The following is a 17,705-nucleotide window of genomic DNA, read 5'->3' as shown; positions in this document are numbered from 1 at the left end:
TTTTCGTACTATTCTACAATATCTTCTTCGCTATCATAATCATCATTGATAGAAAGAGCAATATTCATACCATGATCTGCAATTCTTTCTAAAGCAGATAACATATCAGAAAACAAAAGGCCGGCCTGTGGATCGCAATCACCCTTTGCCATACGTTTAATATGATGCTTTTGATATTTTCGTTCCATAGAATCGACTGATGTTTCAAGCTCGTTAATTCTAGGAAGATATTTATCGGAGTCATCATTCATAAAAGCTTCAATGGAAAGAATTAATAGTTCGGCAACAGAACCATACATCATAGCAATTTCTTTTTTTGCATTGATACTTAATGCTGCATTGTGTTTTACTTCGGTTTTGGTGAAATCTGCAAAATTCTCAGCGTGATCTCCGATACGTTCAATATCATTTACCACATGGAACATGGAACCAAGAATTGCACGGTCAGCAACAGGAAGAGTCAGCTGATTGGATTTTACCAGATAATCTGTAATGGCATGACTGATAAAGTTTATATCTTCCTCTCGTTTATATACTTTTTCAATATTTGAATCATCTGCATTCAAAAAGCCTTCCATAGATAATTCCAAATTATCTTTTGCCATATCAGCTAAGCGTTTGATTTCTTTTTTTGCTTGCGGAATAACAGCAGCAGGTGTATTCATACTATGTTCGCCAATATATTGCAATTCGTTATGATGAACTTTTTCATCTGTTCCTGGAATAATCTTAGTTGTAAGATTAACAACAAAATTGGTCAGCGGGAACATTAGAATTACTTCGATTACTTTAAACGTTGTATGTGCATTTGCAACACCACGGCCCAGATTACCACCGGAAATATTCAGGAAAAAGTTTGTGATAGGTTCAAGGGCAAAGGTCAATCCGATAAAGATAACGATGCTGCCGAAAATATTAAACAGAAAATGGATCATAGCTGCACGCTTAGCACCTTTGTTTCCACCTAAACTTGCCAGCAATGCAGAAACACAGGATCCGATATTACATCCTAAAATAATAAAGAAGCAAATTGGTAGTTCTAATAAACCTTGAGAGGCCATTAAAAGGACGATGCTTACTGTAACAGAAGAACTTTGGAGGATAGCTGTAATAATAAATCCAAACAATACTCCCAGAAAATGATTATCAAGACTTTTCAATGCATTCATAATGATGGGAGATTCTTTCAGTACAGACATAGAACCAGACATTGTGGTTAATCCCATGAATAAAACACCAAAACCTAAAATAACTTCTCCGAATTTCTTGATTGTGGGGTTATCAATAAACATAACCATAATGACACCAGTCATTAAGAAAACAGGGGCAACCTCAGAAAGGTTAAAGGATACCAGCTGGGAAGTAACCGTAGTACCAATGTTAGCACCAAGGATAACTCCGGCAGCCTGGGACAGGTTCATTAATCCTGCATTTACAAAACTTACAACCATAACAGTTGTTGCACTGGATGATTGGATAATACCGGTAAATATGATACCTACGATCATAGCTGTCAGACGATTTGTTGTAAAAATTTCAAGAATTCGGCGAAGTTTTGCGCCAGCAGCTTTTTCAAGTCCGTCACTCATCAGTTTCATTCCATACAGGAAGAGGCCAAGACCTCCAATCATTGATAAAATAATTGTGTAATCCATAATGTAGTTTCTCCTTCTTAACGTTATCTTAACGTAAACTTTACTTATATTTTACTTTAATACCAGCGGCGATACAAGGAAAACGTTGTTATTTTTTTGGATATTCAGTATAATAACTAATAATGAGAGATATTTAACATGTCGATAAGGAGAGAATAATGAAAAAATACGATTTTTTGCTCGTAGGTGGAGGACTTTTTAACGGAGTAATAGCATATGAAGCAAAAAAAGCAGGAAAAAAATGTCTGGTTATAGAAAAGAGAGATGTATTAGGAGGAAATATTTACTGTAGAGAAGTTGAAGGAATTATGGTTCATGAATATGGAGCTCATATTTTCCATACCAGTAATGAAGAAGTTTGGAATTACGTATGTAATCTGGTAGAATTTAATCATTATGTCAATTCACCGGTTGCAAATTATTATGGAGAAACTTATAATCTTCCATTTAACATGAATACATTTAGCAAAATGTGGGGAATTTCAAAACCAGATGAAGCTAAAAAAATCATTGAAGAGCAGAGAAAAGCTATCAAAGGAGAACCAAAAAATCTGGAAGAACAGGCCATCAGTCTTGTAGGTACAGATGTTTATGAGAAACTGATTAAGGGTTATACAATGAAACAGTGGGGAAGGGAATGTAAGGATTTACCTGCATCAATTATTAAGAGACTTCCTGTACGCTATATTTATGATAATAATTATTTTAATGATCCTCATCAGGGGATTCCTAAAGGTGGATATAATGTATTGATCGACAAGCTTTATGAAGATTGTGATGTTGTTCTGGGAAAAGATTTCCTTGAAGATAAAGAAAAATATATGGATATGGCTGAAAAGGTAGTTTACACAGGAACAATAGATTCTTATTATGATTATTGTTATGGTAAATTGGAATATCGAAGTTTAAGATTTGAGCATGAATTATTGAATGAGGAAAATCATCAGGGAGTTGCTGTTATGAATTATACAGATGGAGAGACTCCGTATACCCGTAAAATTGAGCATAAACATTTTGAATTTGGAACTCAGGAGAAGACAGTTATATCCAAAGAATATCCGGCAGAGTGGGAAGATGGAATGGAGCCATATTATCCTGTAAATGATGAGAAGAACAGTGAACTATATGAAAAATATAAAGCTCTTGGAGATAAAGAGGAAAAGGTATGGTTTGGTGGACGCTTAGGTGAATATAAATATTATGATATGGATAAAGTTATTGAATCTGCATTAAAATTTGTAAAGGAAAAATTATAGAAGAATTTGACCTCAAATTAATAATAATTATTTTATGAAGAGTCTGAGAAAATATTTCTCAGATTCTTTTTTTGTTTCATTAGGAAAGATATTGACCGCTTTGTTTAGTTAGGAAATTCTGGTCTTTCAGGCTGGACGAACTTTGCCTGGTAGGGTATAATTAAATCTGTATGCAATGAATCAGAAGGAGATAAAAATGAGTATTTTAGAATATAAAAATGAGACACAGCGTCAGATGCATTTTATGGATGAGATGAAAAAATGGGTGCAGGAAAAGACGGAAGAATTGGGACGTCCACTGACTTGTCATGTAACAACCTTTGGGTGTCAGATGAATGAAAAGGATTCTGAAAAACTACTTGGAATTTTGGAAACCATGGGTTATCAGGAAGTAGAAACAGAAGAGGCGGATTTACTGCTGTTTAATACCTGTACAGTCCGTGAAAATGCCAATACCAAACTTTATGGACATTTAGGACAGGTAAAAAAGATGAAGGAAAAAAATCCTCATATGATGATAGGATTATGCGGATGTATGATGCAGGAGCCGCATGTTATTGAGAAAATAAGAACAAGCTATCGTTTTGTTGACGTAATTTTTGGTACACATAATATTTTTAAATTGGCAGAGTTGTTAAAAGAGAGAGTTGACGCAGGAAGTCTGATCGTTGATATATGGAAAGATACTAATCAGATTGTGGAAGACTTACCAAGTGATCGTAAATTTTCTTTTAAATGTGGAGTAAATATCATGTATGGATGCAATAATTTTTGCAGTTATTGTATTGTTCCGTATGTAAGAGGCAGGGAACGTAGTCGTAAACCGGAAGATATTATCAAAGAAATAGAACAGGTAGTATCAGAAGGCGTGAAAGAAGTAATGCTTCTTGGACAGAATGTAAATTCTTATGGAAAAACTCTGGAAAAACCAATGACATTTGCTCAGCTGCTTGGTGAAATTGAAAAAGTTGAAGGACTTGAAAGAATTCGTTTTATGACACCTCATCCAAAAGATCTGTCAGATGAACTGATTGATGTAATGGCTCACTCAAAAAAAATATGCAGTCATATGCATCTGCCAATGCAGTCAGGAAGTACCCGATTGTTAAAAGAGATGAATCGCCATTATACAAAGGAAGAATATCTTAAACTGGCGCAGAAAATCAAAGACAGAATTCCTGGAGTATCTTTCACAACGGATATTATTGTTGGATTTCCGGGAGAAACAGAAGAAGATTTTGAAGATACTTTAGACGTTGTAAAAAAAGTAGGTTTTGATAGTGCTTATACTTATGTATATTCTAAGCGCACTGGTACTCCTGCAGCAACTATGGAGCATCAGGTGGATAAAGATGTCATCAAAGAACGGTTTGACCGACTTTTAGCATTGTTAAAGGAAACATCTGCAATAAATTGTAAGAAAAAAGTTGGAGCTATCGAAGAAGTTCTGGTGGAAGAGGAAAATACCCATGAGGATGGAATGATTACTGGTAGACTGGAAAATAATCTTCTGGTTCATTTTAAAGGATGTAAGGAGCAGATAGGATCAATTGTGAAAGTAAAACTTATGGAAGAAAAAGGCTTTTATTATATGGGAGAACAGGTGAATGGCTAAATTAACACCAATGATGCAACAGTATATGAAAATAAAAGAGGAAAATAAAGACTGCATACTGTTTTATCGTCTGGGGGATTTTTATGAAATGTTTTTTGATGATGCAATCACTGCATCCAGAGAACTGGAAATCACACTGACTGGAAAAAACTGCGGATTGGAAGAGCGGGCACCTATGTGCGGTGTTCCTTATCATGCGGCCGATTCCTATTTAAATAAGCTGGTGGAAAAGGGATATAAAGTTGGAATTTGTGAGCAGGTAGAAGATCCAAGTCAGGCAAAAGGAATCGTAAAAAGAGAAATAGTTAGAATTGTAACGCCAGGAACCAATATTTCCCAACAGAGCTTAGATGATGAAAAAAATAATTATCTAATGTGCATTTTTTGTAATGATGGAAGTTATGGAGTTTCACTGGTAGATATAACAACAGGAGATTTCCGTACCACGTCTATGGACAGTCTTTCTAAAGTGCAGGATGAAATTTTTAAATTTGCTCCTGCAGAAATTATTTGTAACGATGCATTTTTTATCAGCGGGATTGATCTGGATTATCTAAGAGATAAGATGTCTGTTATGATTTCCGGAATTGAACATTTCTATTTTGATGAAGATCAGGCAGTAGAGAGAATTAAAGAGCAGTTTAAGGTTGGAAATCTGGAAGGCCTTGGATTGAATGATTATCCTATGGGAATTATTGCGACAGGTGCTCTTCTTGGATATCTTCATGAAACTCAAAAAAGTTCTCTGGATCATCTTATGCATATTACACCTTATGAGACAAGTCAATTTATGATTATTGACAGTTCTAGCAGAAGAAATCTGGAGCTATGTGAGACATTGAGGGATAAGCAGAAAAAAGGGTCCCTCTTATGGGTCCTTGATAAAACAAAAACTGCAATGGGTGCCAGAATGTTGAGAAGTATGCTGGAACAGCCGCTTGTTGATAAGAGTAAAATAGAAGAGCGTTACGATGCTCTGACTTCGCTGACCAAGCAGGCAATTGTCAGAGAGGAGTTAAGAGAATATCTCAATCCTATTTATGACCTGGAACGTCTTATGACGAAAGTCAGCTATAAAACAGCCAATCCAAGAGATATGATAGCATTTAAGACTTCCCTTCGCTGGCTTACCCCTATTAAAACCATATTGGAAGAATGCAAAGATCCTTTGCTGACTCGTTTAAAAGAAAATCTGGATACATTGGAAGATATTTATCAGCTTCTGGAAGATTCTATTGTGGAAGAACCGCCAATTGCCATTAAGGAAGGTGGTATTATCAAAGATGGATTTAAAGAAGATATTGATAAATTGAAGAGGGCAAAAACAGAGGGAAAACAATGGCTGATTGACCTGGAAGAACGAGAGCGGAAGGCAACGGGAATAAAAAATCTTAAGATAAAATTCAATAAAGTATTCGGATATTATCTTGATGTAACTAATTCATATAAAAATCTGGTTCCTGATCACTATATTCGTAAACAGACTCTGGCAAACTCTGAACGTTATACAACAGAAGAACTGAATCAGCTTGCAGATACAATTCTCGGATCTGAAGATCGTCTGTATGCACTGGAATATGAGACTTTTGTGATTATTCGTGAAACACTTGCTGGAGAGATGGAACGAATTGCCCAAACAGCACATGTGATTGCTCAGATAGATGCGTTGGCATCACTAGCATATGTGGCAGAACGAAATCATTATGTCAGACCCAAATTAAATATTCGTGGAACTATTGATATAAAAGATGGAAGACATCCTGTGGTAGAACAGATGATTCAGAATGATATGTTCATCGCAAATGATACATATCTGGATAATCGAAAAAATCGAGTTTCTATCATTACAGGACCTAATATGGCAGGAAAATCAACCTATATGAGACAGAGTGCATTAATCGTGCTGATGGCACAGGTTGGCTCTTTTGTCCCGGCGGCAAAAGCAAATATTGGAATTGTTGATCGTATTTTCACAAGAGTTGGGGCATCTGATGATCTGGCTTCCGGACAAAGTACATTCATGGTCGAAATGAGTGAAGTTGCCAATATATTGAGAAATGCAACTAAAAATAGTTTATTGATTTTGGATGAAATAGGAAGAGGAACCAGTACGTATGATGGCCTGTCGATTGCATGGGCTGTAGTGGAATACATAAGTAATCCTAAATTATTAGGTGCAAAAACCTTGTTTGCAACTCATTATCATGAACTGACGGAATTGGAAGGAAAAATTGACAGTGTAAATAATTATTGTATCGCAGTAAAAGAACAGGGTGATAATATTGTCTTTCTGAGAAAGATTATAAAGGGTGGAGCAGATAAAAGTTATGGCGTGCAGGTGGCAAAACTTGCAGGGGTACCGGATGCCGTGATTCAAAGAGCGAAAGAAATATCCAGAGAATTAAGTGATCATGACATTGCATCTGCCGCACAGAATATTCAGCCTTATGGAGAGGCAGAACAGCTGTCCTTTTTCCAGCAAAGTGATGAACCGACAATGGAACATCCGTTTATGGCAGAATTGAGAGAAAAAGATTTGTCTGATATGACTCCGTTAGAAGCTCTGAATTATCTTTACCTTTTACAGGATAAGCTGAAAAATGAGGAATAATTATGGCAAAAATACAATTACTGGATCAAAAGACAATTGATAATATTGCAGCGGGAGAGGTTATTGAACGTCCTGCTTCTGTAGTAAAAGAGCTGGTGGAAAATTCTATTGACGCCAAGGCTAATGCTATAACTGTTGAAATCAAAGACGGTGGAATGACATTAATCAGAGTAACAGATAATGGATGTGGAATTCCAAAGGATCAGGTAAAAACTGCTTTTTTGCGCCATGCAACAAGTAAAATCCAATCTGTGGAAGATTTGATGACAGTTTCTTCTCTGGGATTTCGAGGGGAGGCTTTATCAAGTATCAGTGCAGTAGCTCAGGTTGAACTGGTTACCAAAACATCAGAAGGATTTAGTGGAGTATCTTATAAGATTTATGGTGGAGAAGAAGAAGGATTTTCTGATATCGGAGCGCCGGACGGAACAACATTTCTTGTGAAAAATCTCTTTTATAATACACCGGCAAGAAGAAAGTTCTTAAAAAGTGCTGCTACAGAAGCGGGTTATGTAGAACAGATCATGGTTCATATGGCATTAAGTCATCCGGAAGTATCTTTTAAATTCATTCATAATAATAAGAACAAGATATATACTTCAGGAAATGGGAATGTTAAGGATATCATATACCATATTTACGGAAGAGATATTGCGGGGGCATTGATTCCGGTCAATGGAGAGTCGGAAAATGTATCCTTATCGGGATTTGCAGGTAAGCCTTATATTTCCAGAGGAAATAGAAATTATGAAAGCTATTTTATCAATGGAAGATATATAAAAAGTTCATTAATATATAAAGCAGTAGAAGAAGCATATAAAACATTTACCATGACTCATAAATATCCTTTTGTATGTCTGGATATCAAAGTCCGTTCGGAATTACTGGATGTCAATGTCCATCCGACTAAAATGGAAATGCGTTTCCGAAATGGAAGCGAGATATATGATCTTTTAGTTGAGAAGATTAGAGAATGTCTCCTTTCCCAGGATCTGATCCCTCAAGTAGAAGTGGTAAAAGAAAAGAAGATTGAAAAGAAAACTGAATTATCCCAAAAGGATAAAACTACTTCTTCGATTCAAAAGATGCCAGAACCTTTTGAATCTGTCAGAAGAGCAAAGGAAGAACAAAAAAAATCAGTTTTTGCCGGTATAAATTATAATATTCAAAAACAATCCATTTCAGAAAATATGGAAAAAACTCCACCTGTTCAGATGACGTTGAATGAAACATCAATTTTAGAGGAGAAAGCCAGATCGGACAGAAGAGTTATTGGACAATTGTTTCAGACATACTGGCTGATTGAATTTGAAGATCAGTTATTTATCATGGATCAACATGCGGCACATGAGAAAGTTAATTATGAAAAGCTGATCAGGGATTTTAAAAATAAAGATATATACAGTCAGGGACTGGAACCACCAATGGTTATAACTGTTTCAATGACAGAAGCAGAAATATTATCGAAATATAAGGATGTTTTTGCACAACTTGGCTTTTCCATTGAGGCTTTTGGGGGAAATGAATTTTGTATCCGTGAGGTGCCGGCAAATTTATATGGCCTTGGTGAAAAAGATATTTTTATAGAACTTCTGGATTCTATAAGTAAGGAGCATGGAAATACAGGAATAGAAATGATTACCAATAAAATTGCTTCCATGGCTTGTAAAATGTCTGTAAAGGGGAATCAGAAAATGTCATCGTGGGAAGTTGAACATCTGCTGGATCAGCTGATGACTTTGGAAAATCCATATCAGTGTCCTCATGGCAGACCAACGATTATAAAAATGACTAAATATGAAATTGAAAAGAAGTTTAAGCGTATTATTTAGGAGGCGTATATGGAAGACAGAGAGTTGTTGAAAATGGCAGATCAGGCTAAAAAAAATGCTTATGCCCCTTATTCAAAGTTTCAGGTTGGAGCAGCATTGTTAACGAAAGATGGTCAGGTTTTTACCGGATGCAATGTAGAAAATTCTTCCTACGGAGCAGCTATTTGTGCAGAACGCTCTGTTGTGGTACAGGCAGTTAGCTTTGGAAAACAGGATTTTGAAGCTATTGCCATTGCATCAAATGGAGAAGGAACAGTATATCCATGTGGGATCTGCAGACAGGTTCTTCATGAATTTTGTCCGGATATTAAAGTTATATGTCAAAGCAACAATGGATATGAAGTTTATCGATTATCAGAATTAATGCCGAAAGGATTTTAATAAATGAAACCAATGGTAATTTTAACAGGACCAACTGCTGTGGGAAAAACAGAATTATCTATAGGACTTGCTCAAGCCATTGATGGAGAAATAATTTCTGCTGATTCCATGCAGGTTTATAAGAAAATGAATATAGGAACAGCCAAAATCCGACCAGAGGAAATGAAAGGAGTGCCACATTATTTAATAGATGAACTGGATCCGGCGGAAGAATTCCATGTGGAGAGATTTCAGCGAATGGCAAAAGATGCATTGAAAAAAATATATGCAAAAGGCAAGGTTCCATTGATTGTGGGAGGAACAGGATTTTATATACAAAGCTTGTTATATGATATAGATTTTACAAAGGAAGAATCAGACCATAGTTATCGGGAATCGCTGATTTGTAAAGCGGAAACAGAGGGAAAAGAAGTTTTACATAAAATGCTTTTTGAAATTGACCCGGTATCTGCCGGAAAAATTCATAAAAACAATGTAAAAAGAGTTATTCGGGCATTGGAATTTTATAAAATGAATGGATATCCTATATCCAAACATAATGAAGAAGAAGCCGGAAAACAATCACCTTATAATTTTGCTTATTTTGTTCTGAATGATAAAAGAGAAATATTATACGAAAGAATCAATCAAAGAGTGGATTTGATGGTTCAGGAAGGGCTGATTGAAGAGGTAAAAAACCTGAAACAGGAAGGATATGAGAAATCCATGGTTTCCATGCAGGGGATAGGATACAGACAGGTATTTGACTATCTGGAAGGGAATATGTCTCTGAAAGAGACCATAGAAAAAATAAAAAAAGATACCAGACATTTTGCTAAAAGGCAATTAACATGGTTTGGAAGAGAAAAGGAAGTAACTATGATTGATAAATCCCAATATCAGTCAGAGAAGGAAATATTACAAGATATATTAAAGACATTAAAAGAGAAAGGCATATATCATGGATAATTTAAAGAAATATTACCAGGAATTAGGTGTAGACGGAAAAGTTTATGATTTTGTAAATAAGATAGAAGATGGGTTAAAAGAACGTTTTGCAGAAATTGATGGAATCGCAGAATTAAATCAGCTGAAAATACTTAAGGCGTTCCAAAAATATAAAATTGCAGAAGTGCATTTAGGGGCAACAACCGGATATGGATATAACGATGCAGGAAGAGAGGCTTTGGAAGCTGTATATGCAGATGTATTTGGTACAGAAGATGCACTGGTTCGACCGCAGATTACATGTGGAACACATGCGTTAGGATTAGCGCTTTCAGCTAATTTACGTCCGGGAGATGAAATACTGGCTATTTCTGGAAAACCTTATGATACGTTGGAAGAAGTAATCGGAATCAGGGAATCAAAAGGATCCCTGGCAGAATATGGTATCACATATTCACAGGTGGATCTTCTTTCTGATGGAAGTTTTGATTATGAAGCTATAAAAAAAGCGATTAACAAGAATACAAAGCTGGTTCATATTCAGCGTTCTAAAGGATATGCCACAAGACCAACTTTATCTGTAAAGCAGATTGGTGAAGCAATTGAATTTATAAAAAAGACAGATAAGAATCTGATTGTAATGGTCGACAATTGTTATGGTGAATTTGTTGAAGAAACAGAGCCATCTAATGTAGGAGCGGATATGGTCGTAGGCTCTTTGATAAAAAATCCGGGTGGAGGTTTAGCACCAATTGGAGGATATATCTGTGGAAGAAAAGATCTGATCGAACAATGTTCTTATCGATTAACAACACCAGGGCTTGGAAAAGAAGTTGGGGCGACTCTTGGAGTAAACCGACAGTTTTTCCAGGGACTGTTTATGGCTCCGACTGTTGTAAATGCAGCAGTAAAAGGTGCGGTTTTTGCGGCGAATCTTTATGAAAAACTGGGATTTCGTGTAATTCCTGATGGAACGGAAAGCAGACATGATATTATCCAGGCAGTAGAATTAAATGATCCGGAAAAACTGATTGCTTTCTGTGAAGGAATTCAAAAAGCCTCTCCAATTGACAGTTATGTGACACCTGTACCATGGGATATGCCGGGATATGATAGTGAAGTTATTATGGCAGCGGGGACATTTGTATCAGGAGCGTCTATTGAATTAAGTGCAGATGGACCGATGAAAGAGCCATATGCAGTATACTTCCAGGGGGGACTTACCTATCCTCATGCAAAATATGGAATTATTATGTCATTACAGAGGATGGTAGAAAAAGGGTTGTTAGAAATTTGATAAAATACTAAGAAAATTTTAAGGAAAACCCCAGATGGTTTTCTATACATCCATTGGAACTTATGGTAATATTTATAGATGAGAAATGTTTTTGTGTTCTTTTCCGGTTGGAAAGGAATAGAAAATGAAGAAAAAACATCAAACCCTAAAAGAGATACCAGTATCTGAAAGACCTTATGAAAAATGTGAAAAGTATGGACCTGAAATGCTGTCTGATGCAGAGCTTCTTGCGGTGATTCTTAGGAATGGAACCAGAGATAAAACGGCAATTGAGCTAGCGAGAGAAATTATATCATTACATCCATATTATCAGGGAATTCTCGGTATTTTCCATTTGTCTCTGGAGGAATTAAAAAGGATTGATGGAATAGGAATTGTAAAAGCAGTGCAGGTTCAATGTATTGCTGAATTATCTAAACGTCTTTCTGCATCGAAAGCACAAGATAAGATTAGTTTCCATTCGCCTGGATCTATTGCAGACTATTATATGGAAAAGATGCGACACCTGAATCGTGAAAAGATGATTTTAATTTTTTTTAATGGGAAGAATAAGGTCATCAAAGAGCTAACGATTTCCGTTGGTACAGTAAATCAGACGGTGGCATCTCCAAGAGAGTTATTTGTAGAAGCATTTCGCTGTGAAGCAGTATCTGTTATCATGGTCCATAATCATCCGTCAGGTGATCCTACTCCAAGCAGACAGGATATTCTGACGACTAAGAGAATGAAAGAAATTGGAGAATTTGTCGGAATTCCACTGTCTGACCATATTATCATCGGAGATCATTCTTATGTGAGTTTTCGCGAAGAACAGATGATGTAAGGAGATTAATATGAAAAAAGGTCAGATAGGAATCGAATTGGGAACAAGAAATTTGAGAATTTGTATACAGGGCAAAGAACAGTTTCTTAAAATGAAGAATCTAATTGCAATGGATTGTTATGGAAAGATTTCTGCAATAGGAAATGAAGCTTTTCTGATGCTGGAGAAGGAACCGCGGGAGATTCAGATGATCGCGCCTGTTCATTGTGGTGTGATAGGGGATTATACCAATATGCGTCTTTTGCTTACTTCAGTATTTCGAAAGTATTTTCGCCATTTCCGAAAATATACGGTAAATGTTGCTATACCTGTAGATATTACAGGAGTTGAGAGAAGAGCATTTTCTGATTTAATATGGGAATCTGTACGACATTTGAGAGAAGTGCATCTTATTCCCAAACCGGTACTTGCTGCCATGGGAAATGGAATAGATGTTTCTAAACCCTCTGGAAATCTGATAGTTGATTTTGGCGCTGGAACAACAGAAATATCAGTTATTTCTTTGGGAGGAATTGTAAGCAGCCGTTTGATTCCTTTTGGGGGAAATCAGATTGATCAATGGCTTGTCCATCAGATGAAACGAGAGTATAATATAAATATTGGAAAGAAAAGTGCAGAACGTTTAAAAATGCAATATTCCAAATGTGAGAATGATAAATCTGTGATAATCAAAGGAAGGGATCTGGTCAGTGGATTACCTAGAAAAACCTGGGTTCCAGTACTTGCTGCAGAGAAGAAAGTCAGGGACTATATTCATGAAATAACCATGGAGACAAAAGCTCTGCTTGAGATTGTTCCACCGGAGCTTGCTTCAGATATTATGGCTCATGGTATATATACTTCAGGTGGTGGAGCAGCATTTTCCAAAGCAGAAAGCTGGATGGAAGAGGAATTGGGCATTCAGGTGCATAGCATGAAAGAACCAGAAGATAGTGTTATACGTGGCCTGAAGATACTCATTGATGAATGTAAATAATGAAACGAGGATAGTTGTATGAAGTTGCAAAGGAAAAAAATGAATTCAACCCATTATCTGGTGATTTTTATTGCTGTCTGCGGATTACTGATTGGTGTCAGTGTATTTGCAGGAGGTGTACTTACACCGGTTAAAAATGTTGTTACAATGATTCTGTCACCAATGCAGAAAGGTATTAATTCAGTGGGAAATTCGGTGTTTTCATGGAATGAAGATATTAAGACAAAAAAACAGCTGAAAGCTGAAAATGAACTGCTCCAGGAAAAACTTAATGCAATGAAGATGCAGAATCGGATTCTGCAGCAGGATCAGGTAGAGCTGGAGAGACTTCAGGACCTGCTTAAATTAAAGGCAAAATATAAAAAATATCACACTGTGGGTGCCAGAGTAATCAGTAAAGGTTCAGGAAACTGGTTTGAGATTTTTGCGATAGACAAAGGTAGTAAAGATGGAATCAAGAAAGATATGAACGTTATTGCAGATAACGGACTGGTAGGTATCGTATATGATGTAACATCTCATTCTGCGAAAGTAAGAACAATCATAAATGATACAAGTATGGTAAGTGCCATGTTTTTAAAAACAAAAGATAACTGTATCGTGAAAGGAAGTCTGGATACTATGGCAGACGGGTATCTGGAAGTTGTATATATTGATAAAGATGCAAAAGTGAAAAATGGGGATGAACTGGTTACTTCTTATATCAGTTCAAAATTTAATGAAGGTATCACCATTGGAAAAGTATCCGATATTAAACTGGATTCAACAAAGCTTACAAAAACAGCCAGAGTAACCCCGATTGTTGATTTTAAACATTTAAAAGAAGTTTTGGTAATTACGGATATTAAGAAGACAGAATCATTAGACGAAGGAACGAAAGAATAGCAGGTGAAATCAAATGAGTATAAAAAGAATTGTATTTTATATTATATCAGTGATTACCTGCTTCCTTTTGCAGACAACAGTTTTTGATTTTCTGAAACTGGCAGATGTAGTACCTAATATCTTATTGATTCTGACTGTTACCATGGGATTTATCCGAGGTAAAAAAGAGGGAATCGTAATCGGTTTTATATGCGGGTTATTGATTGATATTTTTTCAGGTGATGTTCTGGGACAGTATGCACTGGTTTATTTGTTGTTTGGATATGCCAATGGATGGTTTCATACACATTTTTATGAGGATGATATTTTACTTCCTATGGGGCTTCTGGCAGTAAATTCATTGGCTTACAGTGTTGTGATTTTCTTTTTCTTTTTTGCATTGAGAGGAAGATTTCATTTTTTCTCATATCTGTGGCACATTATGATTCCTGAAGCAGTTTATACAGCGATTGTGGCATTGGTAATTTATAAAATACTTTTGGCAATTGATGTTCGAATCAGCGATGGTGAAAAAAGGAGTATGTTCTAAATGTTACGAAAAGTTTATCAAAAAGCAGAAAAATTACTGGAAAATCGTCTGTTAGTCCTGACGGTTTTATTTGGAGTGCTTTTTTGTATTCTTGTTTACAGAGTTTTTATTCTCCAGATTGTTCAAGGGGAATCTCATAGACAGGATTTTACATATAAAGTTGAAAAGACAGTGAAGATTTCCGGGACAAGAGGAAATATCTATGACAGCAATGGAAAGCTGCTGGCTTATAATAAGCTTGTTTATACAGTGACATTTCAGAATGATAATGCATTTAAGACTCTTGCAGAAAAAAATGACACTTCTGAAAACTACGAAAAAAACCGTATTATTTATGAAGTGATTAAAATACTGGAAAGTAATGGAGATACATTTATCAATGATATCCCAATAGAAATTACAGGCAGTGGCAAGTTTCGTTTCACAGAAACCGGATCTCGGCTGGAAAAATTCAAAAGAGATGTATTCGGAATTGGTAAAGATACATCCGATTTATCAGCTTCTGAAAAAGAATTAAGAGAAAAACAGCTGAATGCATCAGCCAAAGAAGTGTTTGAATATTTAAGAAATGGAACTCTTGGTTCAGCAGGAACCGGAAAAATGTTTGACATTGATAAAAAGTATTCGAATAAAGATGCTCTGAAAATCATGTCTGTTCGTTATAGTGCTTTTTTAAGCAGGTATTCTCAATATATGAAGGTAACCATCGCCAGTGAAATCAGTAACAAGAGTATTGCGGAAATCGAGGAACGAAGTGGAAATTTACCGGGAATAGATATTTCTACAAAATCTATTCGTGTTTATAATAAAAGTGAGGCAATGTCCCATGTGGTAGGTTATACAGGAACGGTTAATACAGATGAACTGGAAGAGTACAATAAAGGAAAAAGCGAAGATGATAAGGATTATTATTCCATGGATGAAACTGTTGGAAAAGCCGGGATTGAGAAGGAACTGGAATCTTATCTTCATGGAGATAGTGGAAGTCAGACACTTATTGTAAATAATATTGGGAAAATTGTAGATACCACAAAGACGGTTAAGGCAGGGACAGGTAATAATGTAACGTTGTCAATAGACAGTGAACTTCAGGAATATGTGTATAATCTTCTGGAGAAAAAAATTGCCGGAATCGTTCTTTCAAAGTTGACACCTTCCGATAGTAAAGGAACAAATCGTGAGAATATTAAAATTCCAATTAAAGATACTTACTATGCATTGATTGGAAATGGAATCATTGATCTGGAAAATTTAAATGGCAATGATGCGACGCCTTATGAGAAGAAAATATATAAAAAGATTCAGAAATTAAAAGATTCAGCTATTGATTCAACAGTTGATATGATTATGAACAGTCACAAATCTTACAAGAGTGAAAGTGATGAAAGACAGGCATATGCAACTTATGTGTATAAATTGCTGACCAGTAAAAAGATTTTATTAAGCAGTTCAATTGATACTAAAGATAAGACATACCAGAAATGGAAAAATGAAAAAATAGGTTTGGGAGAATTTCTTCGATATGCAATAAATAAGGAATGGATTGATATTTCTAATCTGAGTATTAAAAGTAAATATAATGATACTGAAGAGATAATGAAAGCACTTGCATCATATATTGAAGATCAGTTGATAGAAGCAGATGATTTTGATATGACTGTTTGTGAACAAAAGATTGATACAGGAAAATTATCTGGAAGAGAAGTTTGTTTATTGCTGTATGAACAGGGAATTCTTAAGAAAAAAGGTGATAGTGATTATACAGGACTTAAGTCAGGTTCTTTGAGCAGTTATTCTTTTATTTACAATAAATTAAAGAAACTGGAGATTACACCTGCACAGCTGGGATTAGATCCTTGTTCTGGTTCTATAGTAATTACAGATTCAAAAACGGGAAAAGTTAAAGCAATGGTAAGTTACCCGGGATATGATAGTAACAGGCTTTCAAATGGAACAGATTCAGGATATTACAGACAGCTTGCCAATTCCACATCAACACCATTATATAATCAGGTGTTAAATCATAAAACTGCTCCAGGATCTACATTTAAACCATTGTCCGCTTTGGCGGGATTAAATGAAAAAGTGATTACTACCGGAACGACGATTAATTGTACCGGATTATATGATAAAATTACTCCAGCAGCTAAGTGCTGGAAATATCCGGACAAGCATGGTTCAAAAAATGTTTCAGGTGCAATAGAAGCATCTTGTAATTATTTCTTTTATGAGGTAGGATATCAATTAGGAAATAAATCTGGAACATACAGTAGTAAACAAGGACTTAAATATCTGGAGAAGTATGCAACGGAACTTGGATTAAATAAAAAATCAGGTATTGAGCTGGATGAAGCTTCACCTCAGGTGTCAGATGAGACATCTGTTCGTTCGGCTATCGGACAGGGGCGAAACAGTTTTACTCCAAGTCAGATTTCCAATTATGTGACGACTCTGTCAAACAGGGGTACAGTCTTCGATTTGAGTATTCTTGATAAGATTACAAATGATAATGGAAAAACCATAAAGAAATATAATGTAAAGAAAAAAGGAAAAGTAACATACAAAACAGAATACTGGGATGCAGTCCAATCCGGTATGCGTCGAGTAGTAACAGGAAAAGACAGTTCTGTAAGCAGTATTTTTAATGGAACAAAGGTTGAGATTGCAGGTAAAACCGGAACGGCACAGGAAGATAAGAAACGTCCAAACCATGCGTTATTCATTTCTTTTGCGCCATATAAAGATCCGGAAATTTCTGTAACTGTGGTAATACCGTATGGATATACATCTTCCAATGCAGCATCTGTAGCAAAAGATGTTTATGAATATTATTTTGCGGGAGATAAGAAAAAAGCACAGCTGGAGAAGAAAAATAATATTGCCACTGAGGCAGCTTCAAGTGTTGCAGGAGATTAAGG

At 35.8% G+C, this 17,705-nt stretch carries 13 protein-coding genes; 12 read left to right on the top strand and 1 reads right to left on the bottom strand.

The window, feature by feature from the left end:
- Positions 1–8: 8 nt before the first annotated feature.
- Positions 9–1,655 (bottom strand): Na/Pi cotransporter family protein, encoded by a 1,647-nt coding sequence (locus BHF70_RS03860; RefSeq protein ID WP_075759027.1) that lies wholly within the window; start codon positions 1,653–1,655, stop codon positions 9–11.
- 158 nt (positions 1,656–1,813) lie between these two features.
- On the opposite strand from BHF70_RS03860, the gene glf reads away from it, so the two are divergent.
- The 12 genes from glf (at position 1,814) to BHF70_RS03805 (ending at position 17,703) form a co-directional block, all read left to right on the top strand.
- A complete protein-coding gene (glf, locus tag BHF70_RS03855) occupies positions 1,814–2,911 on the top strand; it encodes a UDP-galactopyranose mutase (protein ID WP_075759026.1) in 1,098 nt (365 codons plus the stop codon).
- A gap of 196 nt (positions 2,912–3,107) precedes the next feature.
- Entirely contained in the window at positions 3,108–4,526 is a 1,419-nt protein-coding gene (gene miaB / locus BHF70_RS03850; protein WP_075759025.1) for a tRNA (N6-isopentenyl adenosine(37)-C2)-methylthiotransferase MiaB, read from the top strand.
- Complete coding sequence (gene mutS, locus BHF70_RS03845; RefSeq protein WP_075759024.1) at positions 4,519–7,137, top strand: DNA mismatch repair protein MutS; 2,619 nt, start codon at positions 4,519–4,521, stop codon at positions 7,135–7,137. The genes miaB and mutS overlap by 8 nt, the downstream gene beginning before the upstream one ends.
- Positions 7,138–7,139: 2 nt before the next feature.
- Positions 7,140–8,969: a DNA mismatch repair endonuclease MutL gene (mutL, locus tag BHF70_RS03840; protein WP_075759023.1), complete on the top strand. Its 1,830-nt coding sequence runs from the start codon at positions 7,140–7,142 to the stop codon at positions 8,967–8,969.
- A gap of 9 nt (positions 8,970–8,978) precedes the next feature.
- Entirely contained in the window at positions 8,979–9,350 is a 372-nt protein-coding gene (gene cdd, locus BHF70_RS12320) for a cytidine deaminase (RefSeq protein WP_143249363.1), read from the top strand.
- A 3-nt stretch (positions 9,351–9,353) separates the two neighbouring features.
- A complete protein-coding gene (miaA, locus tag BHF70_RS03835) occupies positions 9,354–10,298 on the top strand; it encodes a tRNA (adenosine(37)-N6)-dimethylallyltransferase MiaA (RefSeq protein WP_143249362.1) in 945 nt (314 codons plus the stop codon).
- Positions 10,291–11,574, top strand: coding sequence for a methionine gamma-lyase family protein (locus BHF70_RS03830; RefSeq protein ID WP_075759022.1), 1,284 nt, complete (start codon positions 10,291–10,293; stop codon positions 11,572–11,574). Before miaA ends, BHF70_RS03830 begins: the two co-directional genes overlap by 8 nt.
- Before the next feature lie 124 nt (positions 11,575–11,698).
- Complete coding sequence (gene radC / locus BHF70_RS03825; RefSeq protein WP_075759021.1) at positions 11,699–12,397, top strand: RadC family protein; 699 nt, start codon at positions 11,699–11,701, stop codon at positions 12,395–12,397.
- A gap of 10 nt (positions 12,398–12,407) precedes the next feature.
- Entirely contained in the window at positions 12,408–13,373 is a 966-nt protein-coding gene (locus tag BHF70_RS03820) for a rod shape-determining protein (RefSeq protein ID WP_075759020.1), read from the top strand.
- Positions 13,374–13,391: 18 nt separating this feature from the next.
- Positions 13,392–14,258, top strand: coding sequence for a rod shape-determining protein MreC (gene mreC / locus BHF70_RS03815; RefSeq protein WP_075759019.1), 867 nt, complete (start codon positions 13,392–13,394; stop codon positions 14,256–14,258).
- A 13-nt stretch (positions 14,259–14,271) separates the two neighbouring features.
- A complete protein-coding gene (gene mreD, locus BHF70_RS03810; RefSeq protein WP_075759018.1) occupies positions 14,272–14,787 on the top strand; it encodes a rod shape-determining protein MreD in 516 nt (171 codons plus the stop codon).
- A complete protein-coding gene (locus BHF70_RS03805; RefSeq protein WP_075759017.1) occupies positions 14,788–17,703 on the top strand; it encodes a penicillin-binding transpeptidase domain-containing protein in 2,916 nt (971 codons plus the stop codon).
- Positions 17,704–17,705: the final 2 nt, after the last annotated feature.

This window comes from Anaerostipes sp. 494a, from assembly GCF_001940315.1.
Classification (GTDB): domain Bacteria; phylum Bacillota; class Clostridia; order Lachnospirales; family Lachnospiraceae; genus Anaerostipes; species Anaerostipes faecalis.
This window is presented reverse-complemented; position numbering and strand designations above follow the sequence as displayed.

Excerpts from the sequence above, each read along its gene's own strand:
- BHF70_RS03830 (WP_075759022.1), top strand. The coding sequence starts at position 10,291 with ATGGATAATTTAAAGAAATATTACCAGGAATTAGGTGTAGACGGAAAA.
- BHF70_RS03805 (WP_075759017.1), top strand. The coding sequence starts at position 14,788 with ATGTTACGAAAAGTTTATCAAAAAGCAGAAAAATTACTGGAAAATCGT.
- BHF70_RS03860 (WP_075759027.1), bottom strand. The coding sequence starts at position 1,655 with ATGGATTACACAATTATTTTATCAATGATTGGAGGTCTTGGCCTCTTC.
- radC (WP_075759021.1), top strand. The coding sequence starts at position 11,699 with ATGAAGAAAAAACATCAAACCCTAAAAGAGATACCAGTATCTGAAAGA.
- mreC (WP_075759019.1), top strand. The coding sequence starts at position 13,392 with ATGAAGTTGCAAAGGAAAAAAATGAATTCAACCCATTATCTGGTGATT.
- cdd (WP_143249363.1), top strand. The coding sequence starts at position 8,979 with ATGGAAGACAGAGAGTTGTTGAAAATGGCAGATCAGGCTAAAAAAAAT.
- miaB (WP_075759025.1), top strand. The coding sequence starts at position 3,108 with ATGAGTATTTTAGAATATAAAAATGAGACACAGCGTCAGATGCATTTT.
- miaA (WP_143249362.1), top strand. The coding sequence starts at position 9,354 with ATGAAACCAATGGTAATTTTAACAGGACCAACTGCTGTGGGAAAAACA.
- mreD (WP_075759018.1), top strand. The coding sequence starts at position 14,272 with ATGAGTATAAAAAGAATTGTATTTTATATTATATCAGTGATTACCTGC.
- mutS (WP_075759024.1), top strand. The coding sequence starts at position 4,519 with ATGGCTAAATTAACACCAATGATGCAACAGTATATGAAAATAAAAGAG.
- mutL (WP_075759023.1), top strand. The coding sequence starts at position 7,140 with ATGGCAAAAATACAATTACTGGATCAAAAGACAATTGATAATATTGCA.
- glf (WP_075759026.1), top strand. The coding sequence starts at position 1,814 with ATGAAAAAATACGATTTTTTGCTCGTAGGTGGAGGACTTTTTAACGGA.
- BHF70_RS03820 (WP_075759020.1), top strand. The coding sequence starts at position 12,408 with ATGAAAAAAGGTCAGATAGGAATCGAATTGGGAACAAGAAATTTGAGA.